Consider the following 13,970-nt stretch of genomic DNA (forward strand, 5'->3'; position numbering starts at 1 on the left):
ACGTTAGAATGAAACGATTAGAAAATAAAGTAGCTATTATTACAGGGGGCGCCTCTGGAATCGGCGAGCGGATGGTACACCGCTTCAGTGAAGAAGGAGCAACAGTTATTGCCGCTGATATTAACGAAGCAGCGCTAGCTGAAATAAGCAAGGTTGACAACGTACATGGCATGAAATTAAACGTTGCTTCTGATGAAGACTGGGAACAACTATTAAAAACGGTAAAAGAAAAATTCGGCAAAATTGATATTCTTGTCAATAACGCCGGGATTTCCTCGGAAAAACCGCCTGAAGAAGTTACGATTGAAGACTGGCAAAAAATGCTTTCCATCAATGGCTTTGGCCCATTCCTTGGAATCAGACATGTCGTTCCTTACATGGCCGAACAAAAACAAGGATCAATCGTCAATATTTCTTCTTTTACAGCCCAAATCGGAATGGGATTTAATCCATATTCTGCTTCTAAAGGATCTGTGCGCGCCATTTCCAAAGCGGCGGCTACTCAATACGGGCGGATGGGCATTCGCGTCAACGCACTCTTCCCTGGAATTATCGAAACACCGATGACCAAGAACCTTGAATCTACTAAAAGCTACGTAGAACAAATGGTAGCGGCTACTCCGCTGCAGCGTTTAGGGCAGCCTGAAGATATTGCAAATGCTGCTTTGTATTTAGCCTCTGATGAAGCTTCTTTCATCACTGGTGCAGAGCTTGTTATTGATGGCGGTTTTTCTGCCCAATAACACGGTCGGCGGTTGTCCGCCTCTCATAGATTTTTATACTTTAACACATCCTATCAATCAAAAAGCTAGCCCGGAAGCTACAATCAAATAACTTCTCGGGTTAGCTTTATTTTTTGTTATAATCAACTAAGAACCGCAGGATAGAAAGCAGGGATTTTATGGAACAAGAATCGGTTTTTGAACTTTTACATGCGATGGATCAAGTCACCAATAAATTAATTATTCAATGGAATCGAACGTTTAATGAAAATCTAGGCGTTTCTCACATTTTAGTATTGAGTCACTTATATGAACACGGCAAAAGCCGCCCTTCCGATATTGCCAAAGCACTCGGCTTGACCCCGCCGTCTTTAACACACTTATCGGAAAAACTTATTTCTAAAAAGCTGGCAGTTCGTCTTGCTGATGAAAATGACCGGCGAATTCTTTATCTGGAGATTACAGAGCTCGGCCATGAAATGCTGCATAGAGCACACAAAGAAGGACAAGAATTGCGAAAGAAGCTGTTTGAAAAATTAACGTCCGAAGAGCGCCGGCAGCTGCGGGTCATCTACGAAAAGTTAAATAGCTAAGCCAGGCTGTATGGGCACTTCCAGACGCATGATGTTGATCTGTTTGGAAGTGCCCATACAGTTTCTGCGATTCTAAAAACCTGTTTGCCCATCCTTCTTGAGTAAACACTGGACTGCTTCTCAAAAAAATCTGTTTAATGATTTAAAAGCGACTTTCCCCACTCCCTCTCTCATATCATAGTAAAACAGCAGCCAAAAACTTTACCGGGGTGAATGTTTGTATGCAAAGCTGGATGATTGAGATGATGGAGCAATTTGGCTACATCGGCATTTTTCTGTTGATTGCTATCGAAAACATCTTTCCGCCGATTCCTTCTGAAGTTATCCTCACTTTTGGAGGCACCATGACCACTTTTTCAACACTGACCGTTCCCGGTGTCGTCCTGGCGGCAACAGGCGGATCGATTACCGGAGCCGTTATCTTATATAAAGCGGGCAACCTGCTTGATGTCGGACGGCTTGAAAAGGTCATTGACCGCTGGGGACATGTTCTCCATCTCAACAAAAAAGATATTTACAAAGCGGATCACTGGTTCAATGATTATGGGTACTGGACTGTTCTCGTCTGCCGGGTCATCCCGTTCTTGCGCAGCTTGATTTCCATTCCGGCCGGCATGGCACGAATGAGATTTTCGCTTTTTTTGCTTTTCACCACGATCGGCACCTTTGTATGGAACCTTCTTCTTGTCTATGCCGGGGCTTTGTTTGGGGAATCATGGGAGCAAATCGTTCTTTTTGTGGACATGTATGCCGCGGTCATTTATGCGTTAGTTGGTGCCGGCCTAACGATTCTCCTGTTCCTTTTAGCAGTTAAAAGAAAATAGGAAAGCAGAGGCTGGCTTGCGGCCAAGCCTCTGCTTTCTCCTCTTTGTTTATGCTGCTAATTCCCATATAGTCTGAGAGTGAAGTATTCTTTCAGCTCATGTAAAGACATCATCTGAATATTGACCGTTGCGGCTGGCTCTGAAGAATAACACACAGAGCAGCAATAAGCCGGAAAACTGGGGGCAAACAAGAAGTTCCATTTCCCGGCCAATTCGGCAGGCGAATACAAAACCGGAGGAGCAGTTAGATTAAATTCAATCGATGTAAGGGCTCTTCCTGCTATCCCTGTCCCTTCCGCTTTAAAAAGGGCTTCTTTTAACGTCCAGTATGTATATAAAGCGAACAACTTTTCCTCCTTAGTCTCCATTGTTTGGAAGGTTCGCTGTTCGCTTTTGCTAAGAAATTCAGAAATGACTTCTAAATCAATGTCGCCTACCTTTTCAATATCGACGCCAATTTTCCCGTTTGGATGAAACGCACAAGCAATGAACTCTTCAGAATGAGACATGCTGATCTGCCCCGAAAACTGCTCCACGTAAGGCTGGCCGCTCGCCGTTCGTTTAATCGGCCGCTGTCCTGTGTGATGACGTTCCATTAAATAACGGGCTAATAGCGTGCCAATAAAAGAGTTCATCTGGTCTTCTTTCCTTCGGTAACGACGCACATGGGCCCGTTCCTCATCTGTCAAAACAGAATAAAGAGCGGGAGAGAATTGCTCCCCCTTTGTTCTTTCAGTAATCAACAATTCAATCAATCTGTCTGGCTCCTCACAAGTATTTTTATTTATAGACTCCGAGAAATTGACGGCGGGAACGCTTCCCGCCGTCAAACACCAAGCCGCTCTTCTTAACAGGAACGATTAAAAATAAAAACGCTTGTTTTTATAGCACTTGCCTGCAATGAGCAAGCAAGAGAGCAGCTAAAAAACAAGCGTTTGCCAATTGTGTAAACTTTCTCTTTACTATCTGTTACGGCTGCGGAAAATAACCAATCTCCGTGGCATAAGAGATCATTTTGGCGAAAAACTCTTCATCTATTTTTGGACAGCTGACATTCGTCTTTTGCAGCAGCTGCTTCGTCTCTGGACAAGTATAGCGATAAGGAGAATCCTTGGCGCCATCTCCTTCCAGCTGAGCAATGGTCAGCTGCAAAATTTCATGATCGATATCTGGATCGCCAAACAGCCACTTTTCATATGCTTCAGGCTCTTTCAGCTTGATGTCATATCCGCACGTTCTCAAATGCTTGATCATATCTGAATAATGGATCTGCACTTGATTACAAATATGAAGCACCCGCCCGGCGGATTCCTCCTGCAGCGCTAAAGCAACAATACTCTCACTTGCATAATCTATAGGTGTATAATCTACATGCCAATCTACTTTTGGGGCAGCTTTTAAAGCCAGCATCGTTTTCAGCATCCGGTAGTAAGCGTTGCTGTCGATATTCTTTTGGAACCTTCCTGTCCGTGAATGGCAAGTTAAATTGCCGGCACGGTAAATCGTTACCGGAATATTTGCGTCAACAGCTGCTCTAAACAACAGCTTTTCTGATTGAAGTTTGCTATTTACATATACATTCGTTAAGGAAGCATTCAGCCAGTCCTCCATGCTTGCCATTGCATCCCACTTTCCTTCTAATGCAAGGTCCTCAGGAATACCAAGAGTAGAAATATAGTGGAAACGCAAGCCCTTCCGTTTTTCGGCAAACTTAAGAAGAGACTCTGTGCTTTGCTTATTCACCTTCGAAAAATGATCCGTTTCCCCGAAGTGCCTAACATCCGCCCCACAGTGAATAATGCTGTCGATCTGCTTTTCTATAAGATGTTGATCGTCTTTAGAGAGCCCAAGATCTTCCTTCTCTAAATCTCCGACTATCACCTTGACACGTTGGCCGGCTTCCATTTCTAACTCTGTGCCAAAGTAATGGACAAGTACATTCCATAGCCGGCTCTTTGCCTGCTCAGAGGATTCTCCGCGTACTAAGCAGTAGACATCCGCTTTCGTTTGGCGCAGCAGTTGCTCTAAAATATGAGAGCCTAAGTAGCCCGTTGCTCCAGTCAGCAATATATGATGGGCAGCCAGCAAATGCTCCGGCTCCTTATTTCCAATCTTTATTGGTTTTTCTGGCAAATCAATGACCTCATGAACAGCCGCTGTTTTTTCTGTATTTGCTGCAGCAGCAGACAGCTCCAGCGCCCGCGCCCGCGCCGCCAGCTCAGCAACTGTCGGGTACATAAAAAAGTCATTAATTTTGAGCTGAGGATATGCAGGCTTTAACAATACAAGCGTTTCCAGGATCTTCAGCGAGTGGCCGCCAATTTCAAAAAAGTTATCATAAATGTCGACAGCAGGCAGCTTCAGCGAGGTCTTCCATGCTTCTGCAATCACGCTTTCTGTTTCTGTCCGCGGCAAGTTCTTCACAACCGGGTGCTCCTGCTTAATGAGTTCATAAGCCGCAAGCGTCCGGCGGTCAATCTTTCCTGAAGGTGAAACAGGCATTTCTTCAACATACTGAATGTAAGCCGGGACCATATATTTAGGGAGCTTCTCTAGCAGAAAATTCCGCACCTCTAATGAAGAAAGCTCCTCTCCTGCTACACTCGTATAGAAAGCGGCCAGAACATTGAGCCCCTCTTCATCAACTTTTGGAATAACTGCCGCATCTTTGACCTGTTCATGGCTTGTTAGCGCATCCTCTACCTCTCCAATTTCAATGCGGTGTCCCCTAATCTTTATTTGCGAATCTTTTCGGCTGACATATTCGATTTCTCCAGATGGAAGCAGCCGCACCACATCCCCGGACCGGTAAAGCACAGAGCTGAAACGGTCATGAAACAAATTTGGAATAAACGCCGACTTTGTCTTATCCGGCTGATTCAAGTATCCGCGGGCAACCCCGGCCGAACTGATCAGCAGCTCGCCCGGCACCCCAATCGGGCACAATTGATCTGCCTCGTTGACAACATACACCGCATGATTATCAAGCGGATGCCCGATCGGTACAGTAGGAGTAGCGAGCATTCCTTCATTTACTTTATAGAAAGTGGCCATCACCGTACATTCTGTCGGTCCGTACATGTTGTAAATATCGATATGGCGGCCAAATTTCTTGCGGAAAGCGAAGGCGGTTTCCATGATTAACGCTTCACCGCCAACGGTTATTTGGCGAATGTTTTTAAACTTTCTAACCCCTTCTTCAGAAAGCTTTGCTACCAATTCATTAAAGAAGATAGTCGGCAAAATGGCGATCGATGTCACTTCTTCTCTTTCAACAGCTTCCGCAAAGGCTTCTACTGACATTCTCTCCTCATCGGAAAGCAAGTAGAGCCGTGCACCGTTAAAGAGTGCGCTAAACGTGTCATAAATAGAGGCATCAAAGCTATAAGGCGCAAATTGACAAAGAACATCCTTGTGAGTAAAGCCCATTTCTTTGGTTGACCAATTAATTAAATTGATGACTCCCTTATGGCGAATCAGCGTGCCTTTAGGGCGGCCGGTAGAACCTGATGTATAAATCACGTAAGCCAGCTGGTCAGCTGTTACCTGTTGATCAACTGGGCTGCAAGGATACTTTGCAGAGTCTCTCTCTGAGAAAATACAGTAGGCTTTATCTTGCGGCACAAGCTTTCTAAATGCGTCCATATACGCAGAGTCCACTAAGGCCCGCTGTGAATGAGTGTCCTTGATAATATAGCTGTTGCGCTCAACCGGATGATCGGGATCAAGCGGCACATAAGCCCCGCCCGCCTTCAGCACGCCAAGTATGGAAATGATAGTTCCAATGCTTCGTTTCATGAAAATAGGAACAAGCTCCTCTTTAGCCAAGCCTTTATCTAGAAGCATATGGGCCACCTGATTGGAGCGTTGTTCAAGCTCTGCATAAGTGATGCTGTGCCCATGAGAAGACACGGCCATTTGGTTTGGAAAGCGCTCAGCTGCTTCTGAAACTAGGTGATGTATGGCTGCCGTTTCTTGGAACGAAGCCGCTGTTTCATTTAAACGCTTATACATCTCTTGTTCCTCAGCCGTAATAATGGGAATGGCCTGAAACGGAACCTCTAAATGATCAGCTCTAGTCATGTAGGCAACAATCTGCTCAAAATAGGCTGAAAAACGCGCGATTGTTTCCGGCAGGAAAAGGGCTGCATTGTACTCAATCACCAGCGACAGTCCTGTGCCATCTGTAAAAAGCTGAAACGCTAAATCGGACGGTTCTGCTCCAGGTTGGTTTCCGAAAGAAAAAGTAGTGCTATACCCTGTCCCTTCTTCTTTCTTCAGCAGCTCCTTCCAATTAAAACGGCTATGAGCAGCGGCATCTCTCATTTTTTGATTAACTTGCTTCAAAACGTCCATAACCGTTCGGCAATCGGTAAAACCGGCTCTTATCGGAACAACACTTTCCTGATCCGCTGCTATTCCCAGCATGATTTCTTCTTCATTGGTGAGTCTGTGAAGGAGAAGAAGATAGGCAGAGATAAAAAACGGACGGAAACTAGCCTGTTTTTGCTCTAGTGCGTCAAACACCTCTTGAACGGAGCATGCTTTCAACTGTACGGTCAGTGTCTGAAAATCCGCTTCACTTGCCGCATGCTTTTGCTTATCCACCGGCAAATGTAAAGGCGGCAGCGGGCTGGTCAGTTCTTTTTCCCAATAATCTTTTGATGTAAATTGCGAAGAGAGCATTGTTTGGGCCATTCGTTCATACCTCCACGATTATCATTAAATTTTAAACATAGAAATAGACTGCTGCAGCTTTTGGAAAAGCTTGTTCATCTCCTCAGCATCTTCCGCAATAAGACTCATGTTTCCTTTTTGCGCTTCCGTCATTCCGCTAATGCCGGCTGATGTTTCCGTGTTGCTTTTAGCAATGCCGCTTAGCTGTTCAATGACAGCAGCCACTTCTTCGGACTCGGCAGCAATTTGCTGGGTAGAAGCTGAAATCTCCTGAACCTGGCCGCTTACCTTGCGAATGTCAGTCATAATGCCGGCAAATATATCGGTTAATTCGCTGCTGCTGTTCACACTGGTGGAAACAGTCTGTACACCGATGGAGATCGAAGAAACAGCTTTATCTACCTCATTTTGAATAATGGAAATTAAACCTTTAATTTGTTCAGCGGATTCACGGGATTGCTCTGCAAGCTTGCGAACTTCATCAGCAACGACCGCAAAGCCTTTTCCATGCTCGCCAGCCCGCGCCGCTTCAATCGCTGCATTCAAAGCAAGCAAATTCGTCTGCTCGGCAATCTCACTGATTAAATTAACAATGCCGGAAATCTCCGCGGACTTTTCATTCAGTTCCTGAAGAGCTTGAGATGAGTTGCCTACAGATTTTTCTGCTGAGTTCATTTGTGAAATAATGTCGCTCACTGCCTTGTTTCCTGTCTTCGCGCGAGTTTCCAGCTCTCCCGCCTTGCTGCTGACGTCTGATGAATAGTCAGCAATCGTTGTAATACCTGACACAATTTCATTAATAGAAGACGAACTGTCAAAGGTAGCCTTCTCTTGATTTTTCATTTGCTCTGACATTTGCTGCAATTCAGACACGACAAAGTTATAATGCTCGCTTCCTTCCTTCACAGCCGCGGAAAGCTTTTCGGAATAGTCTGCATTGCGCTCATACGCTTCTTTGATTGCATAAATAATTTGTCCCATGGCAGTAACCATTTCATTAAATTTCTTGTTTAACTGCCCTATTTCATCGTCGCCTTCTTTTAAGGAAATCTCAAAGCTGCCATCCCTGAATGTCTCGATTCCCTTGCCTAATTCCTTAAGAGGAGCAATGGATTTTCGGACAAGATAAAATTGCACGGTTAACAAAATGGCCAGAATGATAAGTAAAGCGATTGAGCAATAAACGAGCAAGTCACGTTTGCCCTTCGCCACAATGCTGGCATCAATATCAATGCCGTAGTAAGCGGTGATTTCTCCTTGATCATTTTTAAATGGCTTTAGAACTGTCATCCATGTTCCGTAGTTATCGCTATAAACCTTTGTATACACAATTTCCCCGGTTGACAGCATTTCAGCAACAGCTTCACTAATCACTTTCGGCTGTTCATATAAATCTCCTAAAACCATGCCGTCCCCCTTGAATGCCTCCAATACGTGAGAAGGCATTGAAATAATGGACGTTTTGTTGCCTCCCTCTAGTTCAGTGCCGAATATATAAGCTTGAGCCACTTGCGGGTTATTTTCAGACACAGTATCAAAATAACTGCGAAGCTCCTTATGAAGAGCCGAATCTTCCTCTTTATCCGCTGCTGCATCCATAATTTCTTGATCGTTGAGTTTATCAGACGTACGCTCTAAAATTTTCTCTGCTTGACTGTGAACTTGTTTCTCAAGCACCTGGCCTTGGATCACATAGCCGCAGCCAATCAGTGCCAAGCCGACTAAAATAATGTTTAACATTGATGATGCCAATATTCTTGCTAAAAAGCTTTTTCGAAGTAATTTAAACATTGTCCTTCTCCATTCCTGTTGTATGTAGATCCAGAGATAAGTGAAACCATCCATATAACATGTGCTTTTTTAAATTCCCTCAGAATAGCGAGGCATCAAAGCTTCGCTTGCTTTATTTACGCCTCTTATCTATCCACCCCTTCAAATATAGGACTTAAGTCATTTAGAAAGAATAAAAAACCGGTTTTTTTGTGAGATTAGTATCTTTTACCCAGGACATATTCTAGCAAACATTTGACAAATTTCAACAATCTTCCCTGAAACCACAACTAATTACCCACAAAAAAAGCAGGATAAATCAAGCTTTGAATAGCTCGATTTATCCTGCTTCATCCGTAAATCTATTCTTTCTGAAACCTCTTCATTATGGCAGAAAAAGAACGGTCTCTGCTACAAGAAAGAAACTGGATCACTTAAACGCCGTACCAGTTCAATCCTTCCTTGCCAAGATCCACCCACACATGCTTTGTTTCTGTATACATATCCATCGCCTGAACACCGAGTTCGCGGCCGAATCCGCTTTGCTTCGTGCCGCCAAACGGCGCCGTGCTGTCGAGCATGCTGAATGTGTTCACATATACAGTTCCGGCCTTGAGCCCGCGGGCCATTCGGTGCGCCCGCTTCAAATCATTCGTCCAAACTCCGGATGCCAGTCCGTAAAGAGTGTCATTGGCTTTTTTCAAGGCATCTTCCTCATCCTTAAAGCGAATGACAGAAACGACCGGTCCAAAAATCTCCTCTTGAGCAATCGTCATCTGGTTGGTCACATTTTCAAAGATTGTCGGCGTATAATAGTAGCCGCCGCCAGCATCTTTAAACCGTTCTCCTCCTGTTGCCAGCTGGGCCCCTTGCTCAAGGCCGGCAGCAACGTAGTGTTCAATCCTCTGCAGCTGCTGCTCGGATACTTGCGGGCCCATTTGCGTGGATGACTCAAGCGGATTGCCGACACGGATGCTTTGCACCTTCCGCACATATTCACTCATAAATTTATCGTACACACTCTCTTGGACAAACAATCGGGAACCGGCTGCACATACTTGTCCCTGCGCAAAGTATATTCCGAACATAGAGCCGTTTACGGCATCCTCGATGTTGGCATCTTCGAACACAATATTCGGTGACTTGCCGCCAAGTTCAAGACTGACCGGCTTCAGGTTTTGACTGGCGGCCTGCATAATCAGTCGTCCGGTTGCTGTGGAGCCTGTGAACGCGATTTTATCTACTTGCGGATGAGCAGAAAGGGCAGCCCCTGCATCTGCTCCGAAGCCCGGCACCACATTGATTACGCCGTCCGGAATGCCAGCTTCCTGAAAGAGCTTCACCATTTCCAAAATGCTGACTGGTGTTTGCTCGGCCGGCTTAATCACGATCGTATTCCCGGCAGCAAGAGCTGGAGCCAGCTTCCACATTGTCAGCATTAGCGGAAAATTCCATGGCACAATTGCCCCGATTACACCGAGTGGTTCTTTCAATGTGTAATTAAAGCGATTAGCTGGAGAAGCCAGCGTTTCCCCCTGCACTTTGTTTGCTAATCCCGCATAAAACTCCAGGACATCAATCGTAGCCGGCATCGCGATGAAGCTTGTCTCATTGATTGGCAGTCCGTTATCCTCCGATTCAATCGCTGCCAGTCTATCTGCGTTTTCCCAAAGCAGCTGAGCGGCTTTATAAAGAAGGCGCCCCCGGTCCCCAGGAGCCATCTCTGCCCAGGGACCGGATTCAAAGGCCCGGCGTGCCGCTTGAACAGCCTGATCGATATCCGCCTTTCCTCCTTCCGCTACAACAGCATGCACTTCACCCGTGCCCGGATTCACTGATTCAAATGTTTTGCCTGATACACTGTCTGTCCACTTTCCATCAATAAAAAGCTGATATGCTTTCGTCATTTATACCCCCGCCTTCTTTGCTGAATAAGCCAGTTCTAACAGCTTTACTACCTCTTGTTCCGTTACATCTCTGGGGTTCACCATAATGCTAATCTCTTCGTTTAAGGTGGCTTCCGCCAGTTGTTCAAACTGTTCACGCTTCACGCCGGCCTCTTCCAGTGAAGGAATATTAATGCTTTGTGATAGCTCTCTCACGGCTGCCACCGCCTGATCAGCTGCTTCTTTGTCAGATAAGCCCTCGACTGAAATTCCCATGGCTTGAGCGATATCTCTGAAGCGCTTTTGTACTTTCTCATCCTGCGCGTTGTATTCCATCACATCAGGAAGCATACACGCATTGGCCACGCCGTGGGGCAGACCGCAATATACGCTCAGCGGATGGGCAATCGCATGAACAAGTCCCAGAAGAGCTGAATTAAAGGCATAGGCCGCCATCATGCTGCCAAGCAGCATATTTGTCCGGGCCTCGATATTGCTGCCGTTTTTATAAGCTTCTGCTAAATTTTTATAGATAAGCTCCACCGCTTTTAACGCATTCACATCGCTAGGCACTGATGCCAGCTTGGAAACATAAGATTCAATGGCATGCGTAAGAGCATCCATGCCAGTCGCTGCTGTGACGGCGGGCGGAAGCCCCACCGTTAAATCCGGGTCAACTAAGGCAACATCCGCTCCGCAATGACGGCCGCCAATCACCATCTTCTTTTCTCCCGCCGTGTCTGTAATGACGCTGACAGCTGTTACTTCGCTTCCAGTTCCGGCTGTTGTCGGAATCGCGATTAACGGCTTTGTCGGATTTTTGACGAGGTTCAAGCCTTCATATTGATGAATAGGGCCTGGATTCGTTATTAACACGTTAATTGCTTTTGCCGCATCGATCGGGCTTCCCCCGCCGACAGCCACGATTGCCTCCACCTGTTCCTTTACAGCTAACTCAGCCCCCTCCTCTAAAATCGTGTCCGGCGGGTTCGGTACGACATTAGCGAACTCGACAACTTCTATCTTCTTTGCCTTTAAATATGTAATGACCTGGCCAACAATCCCTGCTTGCTTGACACCTTGATCGTATACGCATAGTACCTTCTTTGCATTGAACTCCTCCAGCACTTCCCCGACTTTCTTCACGCTTCCCCGTCCAAAAGTGACGTGGCTTGGAATACCAAATTGAAACTCCATTCTTCTCTCCCCTTTCACCCTTTTGCTATTTAGCTAGCAACTTTTATGCCAACAATAAGCTCCTGTTGCTGTCAGCACTCGGGGTGTTCGGCTTTCCGTATTGTCCTGAAACGTGGCACATTACCTGTCACAAAATAGAACACTGTCACATTTTGGCACAAGAAGTTTATTCCTGCCGTCATTTATAGTATAATTGTTAGAAAATTCACTACTTTAATGCGAGGCGGGACTCGAAAGATGATTAGAAATGCGCTGAACGATAAGCAAACATGGCTAAAACATTCTTGGAGACGCTGTCAGGAGCTTGGGTTTGACCGGAACGGACAACCGGTCTTTTATAAGGCAGAGGGACATTCATTAAAACAGTTGCTGGAGAAAAATGAACGGCTTATTGACGCATCAAAAGCAGTATTTCAGAGGTTGGATAAATTTTTGAAGAACTATCATTACCGGGCCGATTTACTGGATCATGAGGGATATATCCTCCATTCTTATGGAGGAACAGGCCAAGCAGATTTTTTAAATGAGGAGGCTTTGGCAATTGGCACTTGTTGGGGGGAGAACTTTCGCGGCACTAATGCCGTCAGCTTCAGCATTGAACATAAAGTGCCGGTAAATATTCACGGGAATGAACATTTCTTTCAAGAGAACCACGTATTAACCTGTTCAGCAAGCCCAATTTTCGATGAGTCCGGCCAAGTCGCGGCAATCGTCAACTTCAGCTCGCGCAGCACAAATATACAAGATCATGCGTTAATTATGTCTATGCTGGCTGCTGAAGCGATCGAGCATCGGCTGCTAACAGAGCATATCAAAGCAGAAAACAAATGGCTTATTCGGGAAACAGAAGCCTTGAGGAGCTGCCACTCTAAAGGAGTCATTACCATCAATGAAGACAACCGCATTATTTACGCCAACACGGAAGCAAAAAAACTGTTAGGCCTGGATTGTGTCGGAACCATTTTCTCTTCTTTTCAGGAGGGAACAGTCCATGCAACAGTCAGCGGACCGTCAAAAAGCACCCACATTATTCAATCGCAGTCACCGGTCCGCAAGCATCATACCTTCGACCGGATGGTTGCCTCCTGCCCGAAGATTAAACAAGCGGTTCTTCTTTCCCAAAAGGCGGCTCATACGGACTTTTCGCTTTTTATTCATGGAGAAAGCGGAACAGGCAAAGAGTTGTTTGCCCAGTCTATTCACAGAGCAAGCAAGCGATCGAACAAGCCGTTTATCGCTGTCAATTGCAGCGCCTTAGCAGAACATTTAATTGAGAGTGAGCTTTTCGGCTATAAAAAAGGCGCTTTTACAGGAGCGGACAACGCCGGAAGCCTGGGGAAATTTCGGGCGGCTGATGGAGGAACGATTTTTTTAGATGAAATTGGCGATATGCCTTTGCCAGCGCAAAGTGCTCTTCTTCGTGTGCTGGAGGAGCGGGAAGTTATGCCTGTTGGCGATCATCGAACATATCCTGTTGATGTACGCCTGATTGCAGCTACTCACCGCAACTTGCTTGAAGAAATTGAAAAAGGCACCTTCCGGGCGGACCTCTACTATCGCTTAAATGAAATTGTCTTATCCATTCCGCCGCTCAGGGAACGCGGAGACTTGCTTCAACTGGCCCGCCACTTCCTCTTCACACTCTCCGGCCATGCACAGCAATTTACCTCCGAAGCGGAAAACAAGCTCCTTAGCCACCATTGGCCGGGCAACATCCGGGAATTAAAGAACATAGTGACACAAGCAAGCTTTCTTGCTGATGGCCGCTGGATCGATATTCAGCATATAAAGCTCCCGCCGCAGGAGCAGCAAATAGCCGCTTCTGCTTCTTCAAGCTCCCTACCGGCTGCTCATACATTAGAAGACGCGGAAAGACTGCTGATTGAACAGTCGTTAAGAGCAAGCCGCCATAATATTTCACAAGCGGCCAAACAGCTTGGCATATCTCGAAATACGCTTTACCGAAAATTAAAGCGGTATCAGTTGATCCCCTAAGCAGCAAATCTGAGCAAAATCGTTTGCTCGGATTTGCCCTCTTTCTATCAATTGCGGGCATCCGCTTCTCCAGAGGATTCTTCCATTGCCGAGCCCTTCTTTTTTTGCCTAAAGCGTTGTTCATTAATTCCTCTATATGTAAAATATGATTATTGCCGGACAAAAGAGTTGTTTGAAGAGAAAAGGCGGCGGCTACACTGAGAAAGCAGGCTTTCTTTATTTACGTATTTAGAATGTTGACTACCAATCAGCAAAAGAAACTAGGTGTAATACATGCTGTCTTTTAACAGAGAAAAACTTTTCCAG

The 13,970-nt window shown here is 45.7% G+C and carries 9 protein-coding genes; 4 read left to right on the forward strand and 5 right to left on the reverse strand.

What is annotated here, in order from left to right:
* The first annotated feature begins 8 nt into the window (after positions 1-8).
* The 3 genes from B1A98_RS06555 (at position 9) to B1A98_RS06565 (ending at position 2,139) form a co-directional block, all read left to right on the forward strand.
* A complete protein-coding gene (locus tag B1A98_RS06555; protein ID WP_063384799.1) occupies positions 9-743 on the forward strand; it encodes an SDR family NAD(P)-dependent oxidoreductase in 735 nt (244 codons plus the stop codon).
* A gap of 158 nt (positions 744-901) precedes the next feature.
* Positions 902-1,315, forward strand: a complete 414-nt coding sequence (locus B1A98_RS06560; protein ID WP_063384798.1) for a MarR family winged helix-turn-helix transcriptional regulator — start codon at positions 902-904, stop codon at positions 1,313-1,315.
* Positions 1,316-1,536: 221 nt separating this feature from the next.
* A complete protein-coding gene (locus B1A98_RS06565; protein WP_063384797.1) occupies positions 1,537-2,139 on the forward strand; it encodes a DedA family protein in 603 nt (200 codons plus the stop codon).
* A 56-nt stretch (positions 2,140-2,195) separates the two neighbouring features.
* On the opposite strand, the gene B1A98_RS06570 is transcribed toward B1A98_RS06565, so the two are convergent.
* From B1A98_RS06570 to B1A98_RS06590, 5 genes are all read right to left on the reverse strand, one after another.
* Entirely contained in the window at positions 2,196-2,894 is a 699-nt protein-coding gene (locus tag B1A98_RS06570) for a 4'-phosphopantetheinyl transferase family protein (protein ID WP_063384796.1), read from the reverse strand.
* A gap of 214 nt (positions 2,895-3,108) precedes the next feature.
* Positions 3,109-6,837 (reverse strand): non-ribosomal peptide synthetase family protein, encoded by a 3,729-nt coding sequence (locus B1A98_RS06575; RefSeq protein ID WP_063384795.1) that lies wholly within the window; start codon positions 6,835-6,837, stop codon positions 3,109-3,111.
* A gap of 24 nt (positions 6,838-6,861) precedes the next feature.
* On the reverse strand, positions 6,862-8,607 hold the full coding sequence (locus B1A98_RS06580) for a methyl-accepting chemotaxis protein (protein ID WP_158286021.1): 1,746 nt from the start codon (positions 8,605-8,607) through the stop codon (positions 6,862-6,864).
* A 413-nt stretch (positions 8,608-9,020) separates the two neighbouring features.
* The gene (locus B1A98_RS06585) at positions 9,021-10,493 is read right to left on the reverse strand and encodes an aldehyde dehydrogenase family protein (RefSeq protein WP_063384793.1); all 1,473 of its coding nucleotides are present in this window, start codon (positions 10,491-10,493) and stop codon (positions 9,021-9,023) included.
* Positions 10,494-11,669 carry an iron-containing alcohol dehydrogenase gene (locus B1A98_RS06590; protein ID WP_063384792.1) on the reverse strand — a complete coding sequence of 392 codons (1,176 nt, stop codon included), beginning with the start codon at positions 11,667-11,669 and terminating at the stop codon, positions 10,494-10,496.
* A 237-nt stretch (positions 11,670-11,906) separates the two neighbouring features.
* Here B1A98_RS06590 and B1A98_RS06595 point away from each other — a divergent pair, with 237 nt between their 5' ends.
* A complete protein-coding gene (locus B1A98_RS06595; RefSeq protein ID WP_063384791.1) occupies positions 11,907-13,664 on the forward strand; it encodes a sigma-54-dependent Fis family transcriptional regulator in 1,758 nt (585 codons plus the stop codon).
* The last annotated feature ends 306 nt before the right edge of the window (positions 13,665-13,970 follow it).

This window comes from Pseudobacillus badius (genome assembly GCF_002189605.1).
GTDB lineage: Bacteria > Bacillota > Bacilli > Bacillales > Domibacillaceae > Pseudobacillus > Pseudobacillus badius.